Source organism: Finegoldia sp. P3-F-LR (assembly GCF_052932165.1).
The window spans coordinates 40,833-65,508 of record NZ_JBRFJE010000009.1 but is presented as its reverse complement, the minus strand read 5'-3'; the positions used below and the strand labels follow the sequence as shown (position 1 = coordinate 65,508).

General features: G+C 32.8%; 22 protein-coding genes. 2 read left to right on the top strand and 20 right to left on the bottom strand.

Annotated elements, in window-relative coordinates:
- Positions 1 to 13: 13 nt before the first annotated feature.
- From ACU68U_RS05010 to glmU, 7 genes are all read right to left on the bottom strand, one after another.
- The gene (locus ACU68U_RS05010; protein WP_110058752.1) at positions 14 to 895 is read right to left on the bottom strand and encodes a YitT family protein; all 882 of its coding nucleotides are present in this window, start codon (positions 893 to 895) and stop codon (positions 14 to 16) included.
- Complete coding sequence (locus ACU68U_RS05005) at positions 895 to 1,389, bottom strand: hypothetical protein (protein WP_446762855.1); 495 nt, start codon at positions 1,387 to 1,389, stop codon at positions 895 to 897. The genes ACU68U_RS05010 and ACU68U_RS05005 overlap by 1 nt, the downstream gene beginning before the upstream one ends.
- Positions 1,390 to 1,458: 69 nt before the next feature.
- Positions 1,459 to 1,749: an HU family DNA-binding protein gene (locus tag ACU68U_RS05000; protein WP_110058754.1), complete on the bottom strand. Its 291-nt coding sequence runs from the start codon at positions 1,747 to 1,749 to the stop codon at positions 1,459 to 1,461.
- Positions 1,750 to 1,863: 114 nt separating this feature from the next.
- Positions 1,864 to 2,829 carry a peptidylprolyl isomerase gene (locus ACU68U_RS04995; protein ID WP_002835384.1) on the bottom strand — a complete coding sequence of 322 codons (966 nt, stop codon included), beginning with the start codon at positions 2,827 to 2,829 and terminating at the stop codon, positions 1,864 to 1,866.
- 11 nt (positions 2,830 to 2,840) lie between these two features.
- Positions 2,841 to 6,347: a transcription-repair coupling factor gene (gene mfd / locus ACU68U_RS04990; RefSeq protein ID WP_446762854.1), complete on the bottom strand. Its 3,507-nt coding sequence runs from the start codon at positions 6,345 to 6,347 to the stop codon at positions 2,841 to 2,843.
- Positions 6,344 to 6,916 carry an aminoacyl-tRNA hydrolase gene (gene pth, locus ACU68U_RS04985; RefSeq protein ID WP_446762853.1) on the bottom strand — a complete coding sequence of 191 codons (573 nt, stop codon included), beginning with the start codon at positions 6,914 to 6,916 and terminating at the stop codon, positions 6,344 to 6,346. The genes mfd and pth overlap by 4 nt, the downstream gene beginning before the upstream one ends.
- A gap of 15 nt (positions 6,917 to 6,931) precedes the next feature.
- Positions 6,932 to 8,296 (bottom strand): bifunctional UDP-N-acetylglucosamine diphosphorylase/glucosamine-1-phosphate N-acetyltransferase GlmU, encoded by a 1,365-nt coding sequence (gene glmU, locus ACU68U_RS04980; protein WP_446762852.1) that lies wholly within the window; start codon positions 8,294 to 8,296, stop codon positions 6,932 to 6,934.
- A gap of 130 nt (positions 8,297 to 8,426) precedes the next feature.
- Here glmU and ACU68U_RS04975 point away from each other — a divergent pair, with 130 nt between their 5' ends.
- Positions 8,427 to 9,548 (top strand): FAD:protein FMN transferase, encoded by a 1,122-nt coding sequence (locus ACU68U_RS04975; RefSeq protein ID WP_446762851.1) that lies wholly within the window; start codon positions 8,427 to 8,429, stop codon positions 9,546 to 9,548.
- 89 nt (positions 9,549 to 9,637) lie between these two features.
- On the top strand, positions 9,638 to 10,138 hold the full coding sequence (locus ACU68U_RS04970) for a hypothetical protein (RefSeq protein WP_227905520.1): 501 nt from the start codon (positions 9,638 to 9,640) through the stop codon (positions 10,136 to 10,138).
- A gap of 120 nt (positions 10,139 to 10,258) precedes the next feature.
- Here the strand turns inward: ACU68U_RS04970 and sufU are convergent, their stop codons facing one another.
- The 13 genes from sufU to ACU68U_RS04905 form a co-directional block, all read right to left on the bottom strand.
- Complete coding sequence (sufU, locus tag ACU68U_RS04965; protein ID WP_002835395.1) at positions 10,259 to 10,714, bottom strand: Fe-S cluster assembly sulfur transfer protein SufU; 456 nt, start codon at positions 10,712 to 10,714, stop codon at positions 10,259 to 10,261.
- Positions 10,701 to 11,951 (bottom strand): SufS family cysteine desulfurase, encoded by a 1,251-nt coding sequence (locus ACU68U_RS04960; RefSeq protein ID WP_278730765.1) that lies wholly within the window; start codon positions 11,949 to 11,951, stop codon positions 10,701 to 10,703. The genes sufU and ACU68U_RS04960 overlap by 14 nt, the downstream gene beginning before the upstream one ends.
- On the bottom strand, positions 11,941 to 12,990 hold the full coding sequence (locus ACU68U_RS04955) for a SufB/SufD family protein (RefSeq protein ID WP_446762850.1): 1,050 nt from the start codon (positions 12,988 to 12,990) through the stop codon (positions 11,941 to 11,943). The genes ACU68U_RS04960 and ACU68U_RS04955 overlap by 11 nt, the downstream gene beginning before the upstream one ends.
- Before the next feature lie 9 nt (positions 12,991 to 12,999).
- Entirely contained in the window at positions 13,000 to 14,412 is a 1,413-nt protein-coding gene (gene sufB, locus ACU68U_RS04950) for a Fe-S cluster assembly protein SufB (protein WP_446762849.1), read from the bottom strand.
- Positions 14,412 to 15,161, bottom strand: coding sequence for a Fe-S cluster assembly ATPase SufC (gene sufC, locus ACU68U_RS04945; protein WP_002835399.1), 750 nt, complete (start codon positions 15,159 to 15,161; stop codon positions 14,412 to 14,414). The genes sufB and sufC overlap by 1 nt, the downstream gene beginning before the upstream one ends.
- A 116-nt stretch (positions 15,162 to 15,277) precedes the next feature.
- A complete protein-coding gene (locus ACU68U_RS04940; protein WP_002835400.1) occupies positions 15,278 to 15,553 on the bottom strand; it encodes a hypothetical protein in 276 nt (91 codons plus the stop codon).
- Positions 15,554 to 15,755: 202 nt separating this feature from the next.
- Positions 15,756 to 16,958, bottom strand: a complete 1,203-nt coding sequence (locus tag ACU68U_RS04935; protein ID WP_446762848.1) for a S1C family serine protease — start codon at positions 16,956 to 16,958, stop codon at positions 15,756 to 15,758.
- A gap of 168 nt (positions 16,959 to 17,126) precedes the next feature.
- Entirely contained in the window at positions 17,127 to 18,536 is a 1,410-nt protein-coding gene (lpdA, locus tag ACU68U_RS04930; protein ID WP_304115425.1) for a dihydrolipoyl dehydrogenase, read from the bottom strand.
- A complete protein-coding gene (gcvPB, locus tag ACU68U_RS04925) occupies positions 18,536 to 19,990 on the bottom strand; it encodes an aminomethyl-transferring glycine dehydrogenase subunit GcvPB (RefSeq protein WP_156849827.1) in 1,455 nt (484 codons plus the stop codon). Before gcvPB ends, lpdA begins: the two co-directional genes overlap by 1 nt.
- Before the next feature lies 1 nt (position 19,991).
- The gene (gene gcvPA / locus ACU68U_RS04920) at positions 19,992 to 21,338 is read right to left on the bottom strand and encodes an aminomethyl-transferring glycine dehydrogenase subunit GcvPA (RefSeq protein ID WP_446762847.1); all 1,347 of its coding nucleotides are present in this window, start codon (positions 21,336 to 21,338) and stop codon (positions 19,992 to 19,994) included.
- A complete protein-coding gene (gene gcvH, locus ACU68U_RS04915; protein ID WP_094224483.1) occupies positions 21,338 to 21,718 on the bottom strand; it encodes a glycine cleavage system protein GcvH in 381 nt (126 codons plus the stop codon). Before gcvH ends, gcvPA begins: the two co-directional genes overlap by 1 nt.
- Before the next feature lie 12 nt (positions 21,719 to 21,730).
- Positions 21,731 to 22,831: a glycine cleavage system aminomethyltransferase GcvT gene (gcvT, locus tag ACU68U_RS04910; RefSeq protein ID WP_094224482.1), complete on the bottom strand. Its 1,101-nt coding sequence runs from the start codon at positions 22,829 to 22,831 to the stop codon at positions 21,731 to 21,733.
- 157 nt (positions 22,832 to 22,988) lie between these two features.
- Complete coding sequence (locus ACU68U_RS04905; protein ID WP_256369395.1) at positions 22,989 to 24,653, bottom strand: formate--tetrahydrofolate ligase; 1,665 nt, start codon at positions 24,651 to 24,653, stop codon at positions 22,989 to 22,991.
- Positions 24,654 to 24,676: the final 23 nt, after the last annotated feature.

Below are 24,676 nucleotides of genomic sequence, written 5' to 3'. Positions count from 1 at the left end.
ATAATACCACTCCTTAATATTCTTCTCTTTCAAATCCTTTACCCAATACTTCGTATGCGTCATTTACCGTAATAAATGCACGAGGGTCAATCTTTTTCAATTTCTTCTTCAAATAAGCAACTTGTGCTCTCTTTAAAACGCAGAATATTATATCTTGTTCGTTATTCAAATAAGCACCTTCTCCGTGTAAGAAAGTGACACCACGATTCATATCTTGCATAATAATATTTGCAACTTCTTCGTTTTTCGAAGTTATAACGAAAACTTGTTTAGTTTCACCTATTCCCAATTCGATTTTATCCAAAACTCTGTAAGCTACAAACATCGAAATAATAGTATAAAATCCTTTATCAATACCATACAATGCACTACCTATAGCTATGATTACTGCATTACAAGCCATGAGTACATTTCCTATTGAAATATCTTTTTCGTTTTTCATAATAGCAGCTATGATATCCAAACCACCACTGCATGTACCAAATCTAAAAAGCGTACCCATCGACGTGCCATTTATCGCTCCACCAACCACAGCTACAAGCATATCATCCTTTAAGATAAATGGATTTGGAAGATAGTGAAACAATGTCAAATACACTGACAACACAATGGTAGAAATCGCTGCGTAATTTACAAATTGTCTAGTTAAATACTTGTATCCAATAATCATAATTGGAATATTAAGCAAGAACACTGTAACTCCTGTAGGAATCCCAGTCATATATTGAACCAACAATCCAATACCAGTAGAACCACCACTTAGAAAGTTCTTTTGACTGAAGAAAAAGTCAATTGCAACGGCAGCCAATAAGTTAGCCAACAAAATAGAAATGATTTTCTTCTTAGCATCACTTCTGCTACCAAAATTTTTTACAAAAAAATCCGTTTTACTCATTATTTTATAAATCCTAATCTTTCTTTAATATATACATCCCATATAAACAAAGCCACAGCTATGACAACGAATGTGTATTTTTCATCCTTTACATCCAATGTAAACTTTTCGTAGATGCTGAAACCTTTCTTGTTTAATTCTATATTGCCAAAATCTAGTACATTGATATGTTTAAAATCAGAAATATCAATTACTTTGTCGTTGTCGTATTTAATATTGTTAGACATGTCAGACTCTAATGTAAAATTGACATTCTTGGAATTTATTACGTATTTTTTGTTATTATCATAAAAAATACGCTCAACCTTCATCACGACATCTTGGTTTTCATCGTAAAACACAAAATTTGAGCCCTTGTCAAAGCTTGACCCAATGAACGCATCAAAAAACGAGGTACTATTTCCTTCCTTGTATCCAGAATAAATAAGCTCATCATCCGATAAAATTCTAAATCTATCCTTTATGTCTTTGTTAATATAAAAATCGTAAATCATAATCAATCTTTCTTTGATAATTAAAAATTTAATAAATAAAAAAATCAGGCCATAGGCCTGATTTATAAACTATTTACTCTTTTTTTGGTTAACTGCTTCTTTTAAAGATTTACCAGCTTTAAATACAGGCGCATTTGATGCAGGAATTTGAATTTTTTCTTCAGGATTTCTTGGGTTTCTTCCTTCACGAGCTTTTCTTTCTCTTGATTCAAATGTACCAAATCCTACTAATTGTACTTTTTCACCTTTTGCTAATGTTTCTTCAACAGTTTTAATGAATGCGTTTAAAGCTCTTTCGCTTTCTACTTTTGATAGCTCACTTTTTTTAGCTATACTAGTTAATAATTCAGATTTATTCATCTTTTCCTCCTTAAATTTTCAAAATAGTTAAAACCTATTTTAAATACAGTATACAGTAATATTTTTTTTATTTCAAGTGTTTTGACTGGAAAAACAGCGTTTTTTTATTAAAAATTAGTAAATTTTTACGCCCATATCCTTTTTTTGTTTTTCAAATTCTTTTTGAACTTTTTCTTGGATAATTTTGTTGGAAATTGCTGTCTTAACGTTTTGTTTATTTGCATCAGTCATCTTATCTAATTCAGTAACTTTACTGTTAAGTTTAATGATGTGATATCCAAATTCTGTCTTAACAGGTTTTGAAACTTCACCTGGTTTCATTTTCTTCAATGCATCAGAAAATTCTTTTACCATTGTAGATGATAAGAAATCACCTAATTTACCAGAATTTTGCTTAGCTGATGGGTCTTCTGATTTTGCTTTGGCAACTTCATTGAAGTTCTTACCATCTTTTACTTCTTCGTAAGTTTTGTTTGCTAATTCTGATTTTGCTTTTAGCTTAGCGTCGTCCAAGTTTTTACCCTTGTCATCCTTACCAGAGAAAAGAATGTGATCTGCATTATATTGAGTATAAGTGTCTAAGTTTTTGTCGAATTCGTCTTTGATTTCTTTGTCAGATGGTTTGAAGTCTTTTTCAAATTGTTGAGAAAGTTTTTTGTTTTTCAATTGTTTTTCGATTTGTTCTTTCAAAGCTTGTTCTGTCATATTTTCTTTTTTAAGTTGTTCTTTGAACTTGTCTGCTCCACCTAATTGTTTTTGAAGCTTGTCAACTTCTGCTTGAACTTCCTTATCAGACACTTCAATTTTTTTATCCTTCATTAATTTGTTTGCGATTTTTTCGTTAATTAACATATCAATGATTTTAGGTTGGATTTGCTTCAAAGCTTCCTTACCTTGTTCTGTATTAGGATTAAAAATATCTTGTCCATAATATTGTTTGTAATCTTCCATTACCTTATCCACATCTTTTTGGTAGATGTATTCTTTGCCAATCTTTGCCACTGCTCCGTCTGGTTTTTTAGAACATCCTGTTACCATTACCATCATCACAGCTAATACAATTGCTAAAAATTTCTTCATTTTTCCTCCAATTATTTCTCATTATCCTTCAAAAGTATCGATAATACTTCGATAGGATCTCTCAAATTTTTGTCTTCAAATCCCAAAATAATTTTAGGTTTTTCTGACAAATCAAATCTCATTTCTTTCTTGTAATTTTCTGTCAAGTATTTTAATTTTTCTAATGAAATTTTGTCAGGAGAAGAAAATTGCAAGAAAAGTTCTCCCTTTATTTCTTTTATACTTTCAATGGATAATTTAGCACAGAAAGCTTTTATTATGGATACATCCATAATATTAACGATAGGCTTAGGAACATCTCCAAACCTGTCGATTAATTCATCAATTATTTCAGAATAATCATCTTCATCTTGAATAGATGCGATTTTTTTGTAGATATCAATCTTTGTTTCATTCTCAGAAATATAATCTTCAGGAATGTATCCGTTGACTTTGATTTCGATTGTGACTGTATTCTTATTTTCAGAAATAGTCTCGCCCTTGGCTTCTCTGACTGCTTGTTCCAAAAGCTTCACATACAAATCATAACCGATTTTTGCGATGTGACCATGTTGGCTTTCTCCCAAAAGATTTCCAGCTCCTCTGAGTTCCAAATCCCTCATTGCGATTTTAAAACCAGATCCAAATTCTGTAAAGTCTTTTATTGCCATAAGTCGTTTTTCGGAAATTTCGGTCAATGATTTTTGCCCTTCATATGTGAAATAAGCAAACGAAGTTCTATCGGATCGACCAATACGTCCCTTTAATTGATACAATTGCGACAAGCCCATCTTATCTGCATTATAAATTATCATTGTGTTGACATTTTGTATATCAAGACCTGTTTCTATAATAGTTGTGCACAATAGTAAATCATAAATTCCATCTTGGAAGTCTAGCATTACATTTTCTAGCTCTTTTTCATTCATTCTACCATGAGCTATCGCTATGTTTAATTCAGGAACCAATTCTTTCAATTTAAATTCCATCTGATCAATATCTTCTATTCTATTATACACAAAATATATCTGTCCACCGCGGTCTAATTCTCTGATTATTGCATCTCTTATCAAACTAGGATTGTACTCTGTAACATAAGTTGATATCGGAGTTCTGTCTTCTGGTGGTTCTTCCAATAAACTCATATCCCTAATTCCCGTCAAACCCATCTGTAAAGTTCTAGGAATTGGAGTTGCTGACAATGTAAGTACATCTACATTTTCTCTCATAGATTTTAATTTTTCTTTGTGTCTCACACCAAATCTTTGCTCTTCATCAATTACTAATAATCCCAAATCTTTGAACTTCAAATTTTTCGACAAAATTCTATGAGTCCCCACCAATAAATCTACAAGACCTCTTTGCACATCCTTCATTATTTGTTTTTGACGTGCTGGAGAGACGAATCTGCTCATCATCTCAACTCTGATAGGATAATCTCTGAATCGTTCTTTAATTGTATTGAAATGTTGTTGTGCGAGAATTGTCGTTGGAACTAAGAATGCAACTTGTTTACCGTCCATTATAGCTTTAAAACAAGCTCTGATTGCAACTTCTGTTTTTCCGTAACCAACATCACCACACAATAACCTATCCATTGGTCTGTCAGATTCCATATCGGTTTTGATTTCTTCAATAGATCTTACTTGAGAATCTGTTTCTTCATAAGGGAATGAATCTTCAAACTCTCTTTGCCATTCAGTATCTTGAGAAAACTGATATCCTTTTAACTTGGCTCTTTTTGAATATAATTCAACCAAATCATCTGCCATTTCATCGACTGATTTCTTAGCTTTTTGTTTTGCCTTTGCCCAATCATTTCCACTTAATTTATTTAATGAAGGCTTTTTGATGTTGCCACCGCCGATGTATTTTTGGACCAAATTCATCTGATCCGTTGGAATCATCAGCCTGTCATTTGCTTTATATTGAATTACAATGTAATCTTTTTGTATTCCATTTACATCTATTTTTTCAATTCCCTTGTACTGACCAATCCCGTGATTTTCGTGTACCACATAATCATCGATATTCAAATCAGAATAATTGACAATATCTTGACCGGTACTTTTTTTCTTCTTACGTTTTCTGATTTGCTTTTCGCGTCCGAAAATTTCCTTATAAGTAATTATCAAATACTTAGGATCTTTTATTTCAAAACCATTTGGCAAATTATTCTGAGTAATCAAAACCTGTGACGATTTGATATTTGCATTATAATCTTCAGCTTCAAGAGTTGGAATTCCATTAGTTAAGAACAAATCCTTGAGCATATTTTTTCGTTCGACATTTGCCGCAAACACGATTTGCTTGAATCCTCTTAAACTGTTGGATTTGATATTATCAACCAAACTGTCGATATTCTTGTTAAAGTTTGGCGCTTCCAATGTTTTAAACTGATACATCGCATTTGATTCGATAAGTCTAGTTCTTTTGACCAAACTTGTAATGTTGACAGATTTTTTTGATTTTATCAATTTCAAAATATCGGAAATTGGAATAAGTGATTGTTCGTGCTTGGATAAAACTTCCCCTTTTTCAACCAAATACACGAAATCTTCCAAAAATCTCTTTTCTTTTTCCTTGTAAATATCATAACATCTGGACAAATCTTCAATCAGCATTATGCTGTCATCTAAAAAATAATCAAACACAGTATCATAATCTTTTTTTGTAAGAAAACATGATACCAAGTCGATTTCGTATTCCAAATCACTCCTGATGTATTCCATCAACTTTTCGAATTTGTCCTTGACATTGTCTATATTTTCTCCAAAAATCGGATGATTAACTCTTTTATCCAGATTTTTCTGAATAGAATTAATAATGGATTCTTTCTTTGATTCTTCAATAATTAATTCGCTGCAACTAATGATGTCGATGAACTTGCAATCTTCAATTGATCTTTGAGTGGATACTTCAAAAAACCTCATAGAATCTATCTCGTCATCGAACAATTCAATTCTCACAGGAAATCTGCTGTGTACTGGAAAAATATCTACAATTCCACCTCTTATGGCAAATTGTCCCTTGGATTCTATGGTGTCTACTCTTTCGTACTTCAACACCTTCAACTTTTCTTGAAGTTCTTCCAAATTTATCAAATCAGTATCTTTAATTGTAAATGCGTATTTTTTTGCAACAGATTTTTTGGTGATTTTCTTCGTTAAAGCATCAAATGTAGTAACTATGATGAATTTTTCGTTGTTTAATAATTTGAACAGCACATTTACTCTTTGATCTTCTGCATTATCGTCCAGTGATCTTGCATTGTACAAGTTAAGTTCTCTGCTTGGGAAAAATTCACAAATATTATCTTCAATATCATTCAAATATTCCGTCAAATTTCTTGCTCTCATATTGTCTTCTACAACTACCACAAGAGGTTGGTCTATATTTTTGGATGTTGCATACACAAAACTTGCAAAAGCTTCCTTAATGACACCGTGAATGTAAATAGACGAATTATCGGATGATAAAGAATTTAAATATCCCTGGAATTCTGTGTTATCTTCGTAAATTTTAGTTAGAAAATTCATATCACGCTTTTCCCATTGAAGTTATTCATAGCGTAATCGACATTTTCTTCTACTATTTTGATAGCCGCATCACTTGACATGTCAATTTCTTTTTCTAAAACTTCGAATTCCTTCTTGCTAAATTGTGACAACACAAAATCCTTCAAATCATAATTGTTGTCATTTTGACCGACAGATACCTTGATTCTTGCAAAATCTTGAGATTGAATTAGATATATGATGGATTTTAACCCATTGTGAGTTCCTGCGGAGCCTTTCTTTTTTATCCTAATAGTTCCGAAAGGAATATCAATATCATCGCAAATAACAATAAGATTTTCTGCTGACAAATTATAATAATTAAAACAATCTAATATAGCTTTTCCAGAATCATTCATATACGTTGAAGGTTTCATCAAAATCACTTTTTCGTTTCCAATAAATCCCTCACCAATCAACGATTTGAATTTTAATTTGTTCACCTTAATATTCAATTTTTTTGCCAAATCATCTATAACCATAAATCCGGCGTTGTGTCTTGTGTATTCGTACTTACTTCCTGGATTACCCAGTCCTGCGATTAAATACATATAATCATTCCATTTCTATCTTTTTTTCTTATAAACCCAATCTTTTTTGTTTTCTTGGCGGCTTCTTCCAATTGAAAGTGCGCCTTCTTCAACATCCTCAGTAATTGTAGTACCACAAGCAATGAAGCTGTCTTTTTTCAAAGTCACAGGAGCAATCACATTTGAATTAGAACCGACAAACACATTGTCTTCAACCACAGATCTGTGCTTGTTCTTGCCATCGTAATTCACGAAAATTACTCCACAACCGATGTTGATATTTTCCTTCAAATCACTATCTCCAACATAAGCCAAGTGACCTGCTTTCGTTTTATTGCCAACAGTTGAGTTTTTGATTTCAACAAAGTTTCCAATATGAACATTTTCTTTCAAAACGCTGTTTGGTCTCAAATGAGCAAAAGGTCCGATGTCCGTGTTTTTTCCTACGACAGAATTTTCGATGTATGATGATTTAATAACCACGTTGTCATCAATTTTAGAATCCACGATTTCGCAATCGCCCTTAATCAAACAATCACTGCCTATTTCTGTGTTTCCGTAAATCCTGCAAGGTCCAATAATCACAGTGTCCCTTCCGATTTTTACAGATGGTTCTATGATTACAGAATCCGAATTAGAAATAACAACCCCATCTTCCATGTATTTTTGGTTGACTCTTTGTTTCAAAATTTCTTCACAGAAATACAATTGGGCTTTTGTATTTATTCCATAAGTTTCGTTTACATTAGAATGTTTAAATGTTTTGATAATTTTGCCGTCATTTCTGATGATTTCGAAAATATCTGTCAAATACATCTCGCCTTTTGAATTATCTGTACCGATTTTTTCAATCGACATCTTCAACACATCGCCGTTCACAATCATCATGCCGCTGTTGAATTCTTTTATTAATAATTGCTCATCATTGCAGTCTTTCTGCTCAACGATTTTGAGCAAATTACCCTTTTCGTCCTTTACAATTCTTCCATATCCAAATGGATCGTCGATTTCACTTGTAAGAACTGTTGCAACGGAATTTTGTTGTTCATGGAAATCAAAAAACTTCTTCAACGTGTCTTGCTTTATTAATGGAGTATCTCCCGTTAAAATAATAACTTTATCGCCGTCATTTATTTCATTTAAACACATTTTAACGGCATATCCTGTTCCATATGGATATTGCTCTCCTATATTTTGTTTTACTAGATGAATACTTTCATCTAAGTTTTCTCTTAAAATATCGTAATTATTTCCGCCGACTACTATTTTCTGATCCACAAAATCACAAGCATCCATGACATAATCAATCATAGTCTTGTTCAAAAGTTTGTGCAAAACTTTTGAGTTGTGAGATTTCATTCTAGTGCCTTCTCCGGCAGAAAGTATAATAGCTTTCTTCATTATTCATCTCCTAAAAAATTATCACTACCATTATACTATAAAACAGGAATTTTTGAAGCATATAATGTTAAAATAAGTCAAAGATGTCAAATTATTTTCCAAAATTTGATATAATGTATGTGGTGATTATATGAAAAAATTTATATTAGTATTTTTAACATTAACAATGTTAGTTGGCTGTTCTCAAGAAAAAGGTGAAAATAAACCAGTTCCAAAAGATCCAGCACCACAAGTAAATGAAAATGCTGAATCTTCATCTAAAGATTTTGAGAAACACGAAGCCACACTTTATGACAAATTTGACACAGTAATAAGATATAGTTTGTATACAAAATCTGAAAAAGAATTCAATGAGTATTCCAAGTTTATCAACGATGAATTTGATAGACTTCACAAACTATACAGCACTTACGAAAATTTTGATGGCGTGGATAATGCGAAGACAATCAACGATAACGCAGGAGTTAAACCTGTAAAAGTCGACAAGGATTTGTTTGATTTAATCAAATGGTCAGTAGAAGATTATTCCAAATACAATAAGAAAACAAACATCGCATTTGGTTCTGTAACTGATTTGTGGAAAGAGTACAGAGACAATGCTATTGAAAAGAAAAAAATCGAAATTCCTTCAGCAGATGTTTTGAAAGAAAAGAATCTTCACACAAGTATCGACAACATCGTTTTGGATGAGCAAAACAGCACAGTTTTCTTGAAAGATAAAGATTCAATACTAGACTTGGGAGCTACTGCAAAAGGATACGCCACAGAAAAAATAGCCCAAGAAGTAGAAAAACGTGGACTAAAATCGGGAATTATTTCAGCAGGTGGAAATGTCAGAACAATTGGAAAACCAATTATTAAAGGAAAAGACAGCTGGGTAGTCGCAATCCAAAATCCTAATTTGAATGAAGAGCCAGACAAACAATACGTCGCAATCTTGAAAATACCAGAAACAACATCTATGGTTACAAGTGGTGATTATCAAAGATTTTACGTTTACAACAACAAAAAATACCATCACATAATTGATCCAGATACACTAAATCCAGCAGATCATTTTAAATCAGTAACAATCGTCACGAAAGATTCTGGACTTGCAGATTTTCTATCTACAACAGTTTTCGTTATGAATTACGAAGAAGGTAGAAAATTGGTAGACTCTATCGATGGAGTTGAAGCATTTTGGGTATTAGAAAACAACGACATCAAATACACTGACGGCTTAAAAGACATTATGGAACTAGAACAGTAGAATTATTAAAATAGTATGATATTTTATTGAATATGTGATAGAATATTATTGTTATTAAATCAAACATAAGGAGGATTTTTATGCACCCAATGATAAAAAGATTTGTGGATTCAGAGTTTTTAGATGAACAACAAGCAGAATTCATCGAAAAAGCAATTGAAAACCACGAAAATATTATTATTTCAGGACATAGATCAACAGGAATCAGACAATTATTAGCTATTATGATGGGAATTGCTAAGAAACAATTCAAATCAGTTCAAGTTAAAGGATTAGAAAGCATGGACGAAGATGCTGAATACTATTTAATTCCTGGTATCGACACTGAAGAATTCGAAGATATCGTTCAAAAAGCATTCGATAAACCAAATTCTTCACTAATCACAATCAAAGAACCAGAACACCCATATTCAATTATGAAAATAATGAAAAAAGGTGGAAAAAATTCAGGAGATTACACAAAAGTTGTAAACTTCTTAGAAGCTCGTAAAATCGATGGAGTTCCATTCATGATTAGTACAACAAAAATGACTTATAATGAAAAACATGGAATCGACAAAGATAAAGTTGAAAGATTCAAAGCTTTCTAATAATTGATTATTTAAATTAAGAGATAACTCATTGTGAGCTATCTCTTTTTTAGTTTAATAAAAAAACTGATGAAACACACGTTTCACCAGTTAAAAATTTATTATCTATTTTATTTTCTATTAATCAGGAATAAATGAACCTTCTGATTTGTCGTTTTCAAGCATATCTTTTAATGTATACCATGAAAGAACTGCACATTTTACTCTTGCTGGTAATGTGGATATACTTTGAAAGCACACTGCATCTTTCAGAACTTTTAGTTCTTTTCTGTCAGTGATTTCTCCTTTTATCATGGATATGAATTTGTTGCACAAATCTATTGCTTCACTTACTGATTTTCCTTTGATTACATCGCACATTATAGATGTGGATGCTTGTGATATAGCACATCCCATTCCAGTGTATGCAATGTCTTCAATTGTATCGTCTTGAACTTTTAGTTGCAATGTGATTTCATCTCCACAGCTTGGATTGTGTCCCAACTCACAATGAGTCGGATGTTCCAATTCACGTCTGTTTGATTTATCCCTGCTTTTTTCCAATATTAATTCTGTATATAAACTACCTAGTTCCAATTCTCATCAATCTCCTTACGTCTTCAAGATGTTCAATGAAAAAGTCAACTTCTTCAAATGTATTATAGAATGCAAAGCTTGCTCTGCATGAGAAATTTGTCTTCAAATATCTGTGAAGTGGTTGTGCACAATGGTGCCCACTTCTAATTGCAATTCCGTAACTATCCATAATACTTGCAACATCATGTGGGTGAGCTTCTTTGAAGTTAAAATCTAAAACTGGTGATCTATGAGTGTCACTTGTTGTGTATACATCAATGATGTCGGATTTTTGTTTGATTTTGTCATAAGCATAATCCATTAATGCTTTTTCATAATCTCTAATATTTTCTATTCCGATTTTTTCGATGTAATCAATCGCTGCTATTAACGATTTTACCGCTCCTACATCTTGTGTTCCTGCTTCAAATCTTCCTGGAGCATCCAAGTACGATGATTTATCTTCAAACACATATTCAATCATATCTCCACCATACAAGAAAGGCTTTAAGTTGTTCAATAATTCTTTCTTTCCATAAAGTATTCCAACTCCCATTATGCTAAGCATTTTGTGACCTGAAAATACTAAGAAATCACAACCTAATTGTTGTACATCAACTTTGTTATGTGGAATATATTGTGCAGAATCCACGATACATATACAATCTTTGTTAACTGATTTGACGTATTTTATCATTTTTTCAACTTCAGGCATAGTTCCCACTACGTTTGATGCTTGTGTTATTGAGAAAATTTTCGTTTTTTCAGTGATTGTTTTCTTGAATTCTTCAAAATCCAATTGCATATTTTCTTTGTCAACATACAAGTATTTTAGCTTAGCCTTAGTTTTCTTGCACACTTCTTGCCAAGTTACTAAATTACTGTGGTGTTCCATTATTGATATGACTATTTCATCGTCTTCTTTTAAATTATTATAGCCGTACGAATAAGCTAATAAATTCAAAGATTCAGTAGTGTTTCTAGTGAACACTACTTCTGAAGAATCTGCTGCATTTATGAATTTTGCGATTTTTTCTCTTCCAGATTCGTAAACATCTGTAGATAAAACGCTCAATGTGTGTGCTCCTCTGTGAGGATTTGCATTTTCATACTTGTAAAATTCACTTACGCTATCTATGACTTGAATCGGTTTTTGGCTGGTAGCTGCATTGTCCAAATAAACTATCGGATTTTTGTATTCTTTATCCAAATACAAAAAGTCCTTTCTTATATCTTCTACTTGTTTTTTATCTAACATCCAATTCCCTCTTTGCCATTTTTTCTCTGATGAATGAAAGTAGTTTGTTTTCCAAGTTTTCGTCATCTAATCTGCTTAATGATTCGCTAAATTTGGATTCAACTATCATACTTTCAGCTACATCTCTGGATATAGCACGATTCATTATATAAAATAGCATATCAGCATCTATCTTACCTGCACTTGCTGCGTGATTTCCTATTACATCGTCTTCTCCTGCTAAAAGTATTGGAACGGACAAGTTTTTCACATCATCTGATAACAATACTGCGTATTCTTCTTCAGTTCCTGTGGATCCCATGGATCCTTTTTTGAAATCAAGAGTTGACTTGAAGTTTTTATAAGATGATTCTTTTAATGCACCATTTACGATACATGAAGATTTGGATTCTTTGCCGAAATGATTGATTTCATAAAGCATATTCAATGAATTATCTCCATGTGTGAAGTAAATACTGTTGATATCCAAGTTAGAATGTTTGCCATTCAAATTAGCTTTAGTATTGACATAATTGTCCTTGCTTCCTAATTCGTATTGGCTAAGAATTACATTACTTTCTTCATCTAAGTTCAAAATCAATGATTCCAATGCTGTTGTGTGTTTTTCTGTTTGAATTACAAAAACTTCAACATTGCTGTTTTCTTTAGCATTGATTTCTATTACTGAACTTCTGAATTTCTTATTGTCGTCATTGTCTCTATAATCAAGTACAACTCGTAAGCTTGAGTTTTTTTCGGCTACAATTTTGTGAGTATCCAACAAAATATCATATTCTCTGTCAGTTACCAAATCGATAATTCCGAAATCTTTTACTTGATTTTCTTCTGTCTTATATTTTTTGAATAGATTGCCTGATTTTTCGTTCATATTCAAAGCTTCTTGACACACGCCAAAATCTTTGTTGTCTAATGATTCTACTGGATCAGAGTCTATTCTGTATTCTTTTATATCTATATCTGGAAGATTGATTTCTGTATCGTTAACCTTCAAATATTTGAAAGTTTTAAATCCCAGTTTATTGCCTTTAATTTGTTCCATATACAACTCCTATCCTATGCTTCCTTCTAATTCAAGATTAATTAAATTATTCATCTCAACCGCATATTCCATAGGTAATTCCTTAGCTATTGGTTCCGCAAATCCACGAACTACCATTGATTTTGCTTCTTCTTCTGGAATACCTCTTGTCATCAAATAGAAAATAACTTGATCATCTATTCTACCGATAGATGCTTCATGTCCCAAATCGACATGTTTATTTCCTATTTTAACAACTGGAATTGTATCTGATCTACTTTCATTATCTAACATTAACGATTCACAACTTACTGATGATTTTGAATCGTAAGCATTTTCTTTTATGTCTACTAAACCTCTGTAAACACTGATTCCACCTGATTTAGAGATAGACTTGCTGTTTACATAGCTTGTTGTGTGGGGGGCTGCGTGAATCATAACAGCACCTGTGTCTAAGTTTTGGTCACGTCCTGCAAATGAAATACCAGTGTATTCACTGCTTGCACCTTCTCCCTTTAAGACACTTGATGGATAAAGCATGGATACCGCTGATCCAAATGAACCAGAAACCCATTCAACCTTACCATTTTTTTCAATGATTGCTCTTTTCGAGTTTAAGTTGTACATATTTCGTGACCAGTTTTCGATTGTTGAAAATCTAAGAGTAGCATTTTCTCCAACGAAGATTTCAACTGCACCAGCGTGTACATTTAACGCGTTATATTTTGGAGCTGAGCAACCTTCAATGAAGTGACAATAACTGTCATCTTCTACGATAATCATTGTATGTTCGAATTGACCTGCTCCTGGAGCATTCAATCTGAAATAACTTTGAAGTGGGATTTTAACATCTACTCCTTTTGGAACATATACAAATGATCCACCTGACCACACTGCATAGTGAAGTGCTGCGTATTTGTGCAATCTTGGTGTGATTGATTTTGCAAAATATTGTTTAACAATATCTTCATGTTCTCTAAGAGCCGTATCAAAATCTGTATAAATAACCCCTTGGTCTACCAAAGATTGTTGAATGTTGTGATACACAACCTCACTATCGTATTGTGCACCAACACCGCTAAGCATCATTTCTTTTTCAGCTTCTTGGATACCTAACTTATCAAAAGTATCTCTGATTTCATCAGGAACTTCGTTCCAGTCGCTTGATCTGTCTGCATCAGGTCTAATGTATGTTGTGACCTTATTCATATCAACGGCACTCAAATCCGGCCCCCATTCAGGATCTTCTGAATTGTAAAATATTTCAAGAGCTTCCAATCTTTTTTCGAGCATCCATTGAGGTTCATTTTTTTCTTCTGAAATCTGTCTTACAATTTCAGGAGTCAAGCCCTCTTCAGTTTTTCTTCTAAAAGTAAATTTATTCTTGATGTCATAGATACCTCTATCCATTTCATCGACTTGAGTCTTCTTTTTAGGTGCCATTATTTCACCTCTTCTCTAATCCAATTGAATCCTTTTTCTTCAATTTGATCTAAAAGTTCGCTAGAACCTTCTTTTACAATAGTGCCATCCATGATTACATGAACGAAATCTGGCTTAATTTCTTTTAAGATTTCCTTGTGATGTGTGATTACAATAACTGAATTATTGTCATGTAAGAATTCCTTTACACCTTTTGATACAGTTCTAACAGCATCAACATCAAGACCAGAATCTGTTTCATCAAGGATTGCTAGTTTTGGTTGTAGCATTAACATTTGTAGAATTTCGTTCTTCTTTTTTTCACCACCGGAAAAACCGACATTCAAATATCTGGAAGAATATCCATGATCAAACTCAAGTATATCCATATTATCTTCCAGTTCTTCTCTGAATTCTAAGAATCCTATATTTTCATCAGTTTTTGCTATTTTGGCAGATCTGATGAAGTTTTCTACACTAATGCCTGAAACTTCCATTGGATTTTGGAAAGACATAAAAATACCTTTTTTGGCTCTTTTATCTGTTGATAAATCCATAATACTTTCACCATCAAGTAAAATATCACCTGAAGTAGTTTCATATTGTGGATTGTTCAAAATAACATTGGCTAAAGTTGATTTACCAGAACCATTTGGTCCCATAATAACGTGAACTTCACCATAGTTTATATTTAAATTTATGTTTTTTAATATTTCTTTATCTCCTACCCTTGCGGATAAGTCTTTAATAGTTAATAAATTTTTTGACATAATAACCTCCTTACAGTTATGTAATAAATATATATATAAGAGATCCTTATGTCCTACTATATTATACACGAAAAAAGCAAAATAGTTAAGCCTTCAAACAAAAACCTACTATTTTACTACGCAATTTCGTCTTCGTCTATAAATTCCGAATAAACTTCCTTGAAATTCATAGAACTATCGAACTTTTCGCTTGCTAAATTCCAATTCACAATCTCATGTAATTCTACGAATTCATGATCGTTCAAATCCTCTTGAATTAAATCTACATATTCCAAACATTTGTCTTTTAATTCATCAATGCTTTCCATTTCTATAAGAACAATATCTTCTTCATATATAGACACATCTGTCTTGTATTTCAAAATCATTTTTACAGAATAAATTTGCTTCAAATCTTTCTCCTCCTCAACACTCCCATATTTTATACTAATTAATTCATTGTGTAAATAGCTACAGCGAAAAATTTAGATTTTTTAGGCGTTTTTTAAGAATTTATTTGTTTTTGCTAATTTAAAAGCGATAGTTCTCACTATCGCTTTCAAATTTATATATTTCAAATCTCACGCAAATTAAGGAAGGAAAAAACGTGATACCTTATTTTTGTTGTAAAGTACTAAACTCAATATCCAAATCTTTCGTATTGCCATCTCTATAGACAGTTATCTTGCCTTTTTGTTGTGGTCTAACTTCAAGCAATGCCTTCTTCAAAGAACTCATCGTATTGATTTCTTTACCGTTAACTTTTGTAATTATATCTCCTCTAGTTACTCCAGCTTTTTGTGCAGAAGATTCTCTGACAACTTCCACTACATAAATTCCCTTGTCTATAGATAATTTTTGACCAGTAGCTTGTTGAAATGTTTTTACATCAACTCCACTAATTCCCAACTTAACTCCTTCAAAAGAGCCCCCAGAAACTATATTGTCTACTATAGTTTTGGCTACGTTAATAGGAATAGTAAATCCGATTCCTTCTGCTGAAGCTTTTGCAGTGTTTATACCAATTAGTTTTCCTTCTTGGTCGAAAAGTCCACCACCACTATTTCCTGAGTTTATAGCAGCATCTGTTTGCATCAAACCATCCATTTGTAGACCATTTTGTAAAGTGATTGTTCTATCTTTTCCTGAAATATAACCACTAGTCAATGTTGATTGCAAATCCAATCCCAATGGATTACCAATAGCAATCGCCTTGTCTCCTATTTGAACTTTGTCGCTATCTCCCATTTCAACTGGTTTTAATCCAGTCATATCAGTTTTAATTACTGCAAGATCCAGCGTTGTGTCATACCACAATAATTTTGCAGATGATTTCTTGCCATTTGTAAGTAGCACTTCGATTTTTTCTGCCTTACCATCTTGTACAACGTGTGCGTTAGTAAGGATATATCCATCTTGACTAACAACAACACCACTTCCAACACCTTCTACAACTCTGCCTTGGAAAAACATATTTTCTTGAACACCTACAGTTGTTATACCAACTACAGAGTCCAAAGATTTCTTGGCTACGGCATTTTCTGTGGACACACTATTGTTTTTTATAGAAATAGTACTACTTTCGACTTGACCATTTTTGTTAATAGTCTCAGTAATACCAGTCATATTTTTTGCTACGAAATAGCTCATAACCAAAGAATAAATTAATAAAAATATTGTGAGTGCTTTTAACCAACCAATTTTGGGTTTATTCTTTGCTATTTCTTCTTTTATCATATTTTCGACTTTTCTTTCGCTCAAGCCGTCTCTTCTTTTTCTTATATAATCGTTGTAATCAGAGTATGGGTCTCTGTCCATATCTACACCTCCATATTTTATACTTATACTTTATCAAGCAAATGTGTTTGAACTGTGAGTAAAACGTCGCTAAAGTTTACGAAAAATCAAACTTTATATTTGACTTTTTGTAAACATTAAAAAATCCCCGTATTAATTTCTCTTGGAAATTAAATACGAGGATTTGATTTATTTGTTAGGGTTTGGCGTATTGATAGATAAACCTTCTAATTGTTCAACAGAATCCATGAACACTTCACTAATAGTTGGGTGAGCGTAAATCATTGCTGATAAACCTTCAACTCCAACATTATTGTTCATAGCAATTGCTGCGAAGTGAATTAACGTGGATGCATCGTGACCAATTATGTGGCAACCTAAAATCTTAGATAAATCTTTTGTAGCAACTATTTTTACAAAACCTTCAGTAGCATTCAAACTCAATGCCTTACCGTTAGCTTGATACATAAATTTGCTTGTTACATAATCGATGTTTTGTTCTTTTGCTTTTTCTTCAGTTAATCCTACAGATGCAATTTCAGGAACAGTAAACACAACTGCCGGAACTATATCCATGTTGATATTTTTTTCTTTTCCAGAAAATACTCTTACAAGATTTTTACCTTGATTACTTGCAACGTGTGCTAGTTGCGTATTCTTGTAAACGCAATCTCCGATGGAGTAAATTCCTTCGACATTTGTTTGAAGATTTTCATCCACAACAATAGCGTTCTTTTCAGTTTTAATATCTGTGTTTTCAAGTCCAAGATTATCTATATTGCTGCTTCTTCCACTTGCTACAAGAACGTAATCTGCATAAGTTTCTTCGAATTTATCTTTGCCAACTTTTTGACTAATGATTTTAAGCCTACCGTCTTCTTCAACAATTTTTTTAGCATATACTCCTGTTACAAACTTCAAAGTATCGCTTTTCAAGATTGATTTTAGACGTTTTTGGATTTCGCCATCTTCAGTTTTCAACAGTTTGTTACCAACTACAGTAACTTCTGTTCCAAATTGTGAATAGATTGATGCAAATTCCATTCCTATTACGCCAGTTCCGATAACAACCATTGATTTTGGAATTTCTTCTAATTCCAAAAGTCCAGTTGATGTCAAAACTTTAGGGTGGTCAATGCCTTCAATATTTGTTGGCTTATAGTCTTTGGATCCAGTAGCTATGATAATTTTATCAGCTGTAAGTTCTTTAGTTTCTCCTTCTAAAGTCTTCACAACAACTGTTTTATTATCTTTAAAGCTAGCTTCTCCTCTAATAAAAGTTAAATTATCGTAAGTTTTGAAAAGGTATTCAACACCACTTCTAAGTCTTTCGATAATTTCCGTTTTCCTTTGTTTAATTTTATCGGCTAATAATTTATGGTCATTAACTTCAATTCCAAAAGTTTCTGATTCTTTAATTTCTTTGTACAAATCAGCAATTTTCCATAAAGTTTTAGTAGGTATACATCCTCTGTTCAAGCATGTACCACCTACTTCAGCTTTTTCGATTAAAGTTACATTTAAACCGAGCTGGCATGCCCTGATGGCTGTTTCATAGCCACCAGGTCCAGCGCCGATAATAATGATATCTTTAGTCATTATTCTCCTTTTTTGTAAGTCAATATTAACTTCTTAGCAGCTTCTGTTTCATCAGGTCTTCTAACAACAGTTGTAATAGGAGCTTCTAATAATATATCTTTGTTTTCTCTTGCTTCTTGTGCAATTTGTTTCATTGCAGCTACGAATTCGTCAAGAGTTTGTTTTGGTTCAGTTTCAGTAGGTTCTACCATTAATGCTTCATGAACGATTAATGGGAAGTATACTGTTGGTGGATGGAATCCCATGTCTAACAGTCTCTTAGCTACATCCAATGTCTTAACTTGACCATCGCAATCATCCTTTAATCCGCCTAATACGAATTCGTGTTTACAGATGAAGTCATGTGGTAAGTTGTAATCGTCTTTTAATTGAGCTTGTAGATAGTTTGCATTTAATACTGCTGTAGTAGATGCACATTTCAATCCGTCACTACCCATAGTTAGGATATAAGTCAATGCTCTCATTAAAATTCCGAAGTGACCTTGGAAGTCTTTCATTCTACCAATAGAATGTTCCATGCTATAATCTAAGAAATATCTATCTCCGTCTTTTTCAACGATTGGTTTTGGTAAATAATCTCTTAAGAATTTCTTAACACCTACAGGACCTGCACCTGGACCTCCACCACCGTGTGGTGTAGAGAATGTTTTGTGAACATTGAAGTGGATTGCATCGAATCCCATGTCCCCTGGTCTAGCATGTCCTAAAATAGCGTTAGCATTTGCTCCATCATAGTATAGTAATCCGCCAGCTTCATGAACTATTTCAGCTATTTCTTTGATTTTAGTTTCAAATAAACCTAAAGTATTAGGGTTAGTTAACATCAAACCAGCTGTTTTTTCGTTTACAACTTTTCTTAAATCTTCAACGTCTACTACACCATTTGCGTTTGATTTAACTTCTACTACTTTGTATCCTGCCATTGCAGCTGTTGCAGGGTTAGTACCGTGAGCTGAGTCTGGAACTATGATTTCATTCTTTTCAGAATTACCATTAACTTCGTGGTATTTTTTGAAGATTGTAATAGCAGTGATTTCACCATGAGCACCTGCTGCTGGTTGTAATGTCATATAATCCATTGCAGAGATTTCGCATAGTGATTTTTGTAAAGTATACATTGCTTCCAATGCACCTTGAACTTGATAGTCATCTTGTTTTGGGTGAAGACGAGCAAGTTTTGGGTTTGCTATGATTTCTTCATTTATTTTAGGGTTGTACTTCATTGTACAAGATCCTAATGGATACATACCTGTATCTACGCCGAAGTTTAGAGTTGAAAGATTAGTATAGTGACGAACTACGTCAACTTCACTAACTTCTGGTAAATCTAATTCTTCATTTGATAAAAATTCTTCAGGAATTAAGTTATCTTTTTCTTCTACGTCTAATTCAGGAAGTTTATATCCAGTTCTACCTGGTTGTGATAATTCAAATATTAACTTGTTATAAGCCATATTATAATACCTCCTTAACTGCTGCTACAAAATTGTCTATTTCTTCTTTTGTTCTCTTTTCTGTTACAGCAATAATTAAACCATTGCCACATCCATCTGTAGCTTCTTTAATGCTAATTCCAGCTAAGAATCCTTTATCAAATAATGCTTTCTTAACTTCTTCAGTGTCTTTGTCAAAACCGATAGTGAATTCATCAAAGAATGGTTTTTCACTAAGAACTTTAACTTTGTCTATTTTCTTCAATTCTTCAAATAGATAGTGAGCTTTTTGTAATGATTGAGTTGCTACTTCTTTAATACCAGTTTTACCTAAAAGTGATAAATAAATACTTGCTGCAAGTAAGTTAACACCTTGGTTTGAACAGATATTTGAAGTTGCTCTATCACGTTTAATGTGTTGTTCTCTTGCTGAAAGTGTTAAAACAAATGATCTCTTACCGTCTTCGTCAGTAGTTTGTCCTACTACACGGCCAGGGAATTTTCTAACAAATTCATCAGTAAAGCACATATATCCTAAATAAGGTCCACCATATTGTAAGTTAACTCCGAATTGTTGAGCTTCACCTACAACAACGTCAACATTATATTCAGATGGTTTCTTCAACAAACCTAAACTCATAGGATCTGCTGACATTATCAAGTAGTTTTTCTTGATAGAGTGAGTTAACTCTTCATATTTTTTAACATCTTCGATATATCCGTAATAGTTTGGAGATTGAACGATAACTGTACCTACTTCGTCAGTCATCATTTTTTCCAATTCGTCCATATCTGTTAGTAAATCTTTCATTGGGATAAATTCTACTTCAACTTTTCTATCGTGACAATAAGTCAACAATATTTCTTTTGCTGAAGGACTAACTGTATTAGCGCATAGAATTTTTGATTTTTTGGACTTTTGGATAGTCATCAAAGCTGCTTCTGTGATAGCTGTTCCACCATCGTATAAAGAAGCGTTTGATATTGGCATACCAGTAAGGTTAGCCATCATTGTTTGATATTCAAAAATATAGGAAAGAGTACCTTGGCTTATTTCTGGTTGGTATGGTGTATATGAAGTGTAGAATTCACTTCTGCTTGCCATTGCTGGAATAACAGAAGGAACGTATCTATCATAAGCTCCACCACCTAAGAAACAAACCTTATCGTCAGTAGATGTGTTCTTAGCAAAAATTTCGTCGAAATATCTTCTAACTTCAACTTCACTTTTTGCTTTTGGTATGTTAAGTTCTCCTTTGAATTGAACATTTTCAGGAATATCTGAATATAGTTCATCAGTAGAGGAAATGCCAATTGTTTTTAGCATTTCCTCAATTTCTTGATCAGTAATTGAGATGTATGGATACATTATAATTCTCCTAAGAATTTTTCGTATTCATCAGCAGTCATTAATTTAGATTCATCGAAGTCTTCGAATTTAACCTTAGCAATCCAGCTTTCGTATGGAGCTTTATTGATGTTACCTGGTTCATCATCTAATTCTTCATTAGCTTCTACAATTGTACAAGCAAATGGAGTGTAAACTTCTGATGCTGCTTTTACAGATTCAACACTTGCTACAGATTCTTCTGCATCAATTTCATCATCAACATCTGGTAATTCAACGTATACGATGTCTCCTAAACTGTCTTGTGCATAATCTGCAAGACCAATTTCATAAACGTCTCCGTCTACTTTAATCCATTCATGATCTTTTGTGTAAAATAAATCTTTTGCTACTTCTGCCATTTTCTTTTCCCCCTATTTTCTATCCAAAAATTTTCTTTTAACAACTGTTGCTTTAGCTGGTTTATTTCTGATAACAACATCAACTTCATCACCTAATGCTACAGCTGATTTATCTACAAATGCATTTGCTAAACATACGCCCAATGTTGGTGAAAGGTATCCTGTAGTTACTTTACCGATAGTTTTACCATCTTTTTGAACTTCAGCACCTTGTCTTGCAATACGTTTGCTTTGCATTTCGATACCAATAAGTTTCTTGTCGATTCCAGCATCAACTTTTTCTTGAGTTTTAGCTTTACCAACGAAGTCGTCTTTGTCCATTTTAACTGCAAATTTCAAGCCAACTTCTAATGGAGATACTTCATCTGCAAGTTCATTTCCATATAAAGGCATTGCTGCTTCAAATCTCAATGTATCTCTACATCCAAGACCACAAGGCTTAACACCTAAGTCTTTTCCTTTTTCTAATAATTCATTCCATAAGTCTACAATTGCTTCTGCAGTTGCATAAACTTCGAATCCATCTTCACCAGTATAACCAGTTCTAGAAATTAATACATCATATTCTTTGTATTTAATGTCTTTTACAAAATGATAGTATTCAATTTTTGAAAGATCAAATTCAACTAATCTTTGTAATAATTCTTCAGCCTTAGGACCTTGAATAGCGATTTCTGCAACAGAGTCGCTTATGTTTTTAAGTTCAACGTCGAACTTATCTACATATTTAGAGATATGTTTAAAGTCTTTTTCAGTGTTGGCTGCGTTAGGAACCATTAAAAAGTCTTCATCGTTGTTTTTGTAAACTAATAAGTCATCAACCATTCCACCATCTTCATGTAATAATAAAGAATATTGGATTTGACCATCTGCACATTTAGTGTAATCATTAGTGCAAACATAGTTGATGAATTTTAAAGCGTCTTTGCCTTTAACAGTAAATTCACCCATGTGGCTTACATCAAATAAACCAACGTTGTTTCTTACTGCTTCGTGTTCTTGTTGCAATCCTTCATAATCAACTGGTAAGTAAAAACCAGCGAAGTCAACAACTTTTCCACCTAATTTTTTGTGTTCCTCATATAGAGGAGTTTTTTTTGTACTCATAAGCATCTCCTTTTACTTATAATCCTTTTCATAACTATTGTACCATAAAAGTTATTAGTATTTGTAACAAAATTTATTAATTCTGATAATAAATAAGCCTGAATTTATAGAAAATTTTTATAAATCATAATAAATTTACACAAATTCAGGCTTTAATTTTTTTCTAGAATAATCCTACAACTGTACCATCATCTAAAACATCGCAGTTTTCTGCTGAAGGTACTTTTGGTAAACCTGGCATTGTCATTACAGAACCTAATAGTGCAACAACAAATCCAGCGCCTCTTGAGATTTTGAAATCACTTACTGTGATTGTAAATCCAGTTGGAGCTCCGATTAATTTTTTATTATCAGAGAATGAGTATTGAGTCTTAGCCATACATACTGGATAATTGTCTAATCCTAATTCTTTGATTTGTTTTAATTTCTTCTTAGCTTTTGCACTAAATTCTACGCCGTCAGCTCTGTAGATTTCTTTTGCAATCTTTTCGATTTTTTCTTTGATTGGTAATTCAAGGTCATATAAGAATTCAAATTCGTTTTCTTCTTTTGTATTTTCAACAACGTATTCTGCTAATTCTTTTGCACCTTCGCCACCTTTAGCCCATACATCACAGAAAATAGCTCTTGTTCCGTCTGCTTCAACCAATTCAGTTAATTTCTTAATTTCAGCATCAGTATCATTTGCGAATCTATTGATTGCTACTACTACTGGAACTTTGTATTTCTTCATGTTTTCGATATGACGTTTAAGGTTAGCATATCCTTTTTCTAAAGCTTCTACATTTTCAACTTTGTAATCTTCTGCTTCCCCGTGATGTTTTAATGCTTTGATTGTAGCTACGATACATACCATATTTGGATGTAAGTCGTTTCTACATTTGATATCGAAGAATTTTTCTGCTCCTAAGTCAGCACCGAAACCTGCTTCTGTAACAACATAATCTCCAAGCTTTAATCCTAATTTTGTAGCTATTACAGAGTTACATCCGTGTGCAATGTTGGCAAATGGTCCACCATGAATAATTGCTGGAGTATGTTCTAATGTTTGAACTAAGTTTGGCTTGATAGCTTCTTTCATGATTAATGCTACAGCACCATCAGCTTTAACGTCTTTTGCGTAAACTGGTTTACCTTCTTTGTCAAAAGCTATAAGAATGTTTCCAACTCTTTCTTTTAAGTCTTTCAAATCTTTTGCAAGACATAAAATAGCCATGATTTCACTTGCAACAGTTATTTCGAAACCATCTTGACGCATAACTCCGTTACCTTTTGAGCCAACGCCAATGATTATATCTCTTAATTCACGTTCATTCATGTCCATACATCTTTTAATTAAGATTTGTTTTGGATCGATGTTTAACGCATTACCTTGGTGAATGTGGTTATCCATCATTGCGCAAATTAAGTTGTTTGCAGTAGTGATTGCGTGGAAGTCACCTGTGAAGTGCATGTTGATTTCATCCATTGGAACTACTTGTGCATATCCACCACCAGCTGCTCCACCTTTCATACCAAAGTTTGGTCCTAATGATGGTTCTCTTAAAACTGAGATAGCATTTTTGCCTATTTTATTAAGTCCCATTGCCAAACCAACATTCATAGTTGTTTTACCTTCTCCTGTTGGAGTTGGGTTAATACTTGTCATCAAAATTAATTTACCATCTTTTTTGTCTTTGTTTTTTTCAAAAAGATTTAAATCTAATTTTGCCTTATATCTACCATATTGTTCGTAATCTTCTTCTGTTAATCCCATTTTTTCAGCGATAACACTGATTTTTTCTAATTTCGCTTTTTGAGCAATTTCTACATCTGTAGCCATAATCATTACCTCCAAATTTATTTATTAGC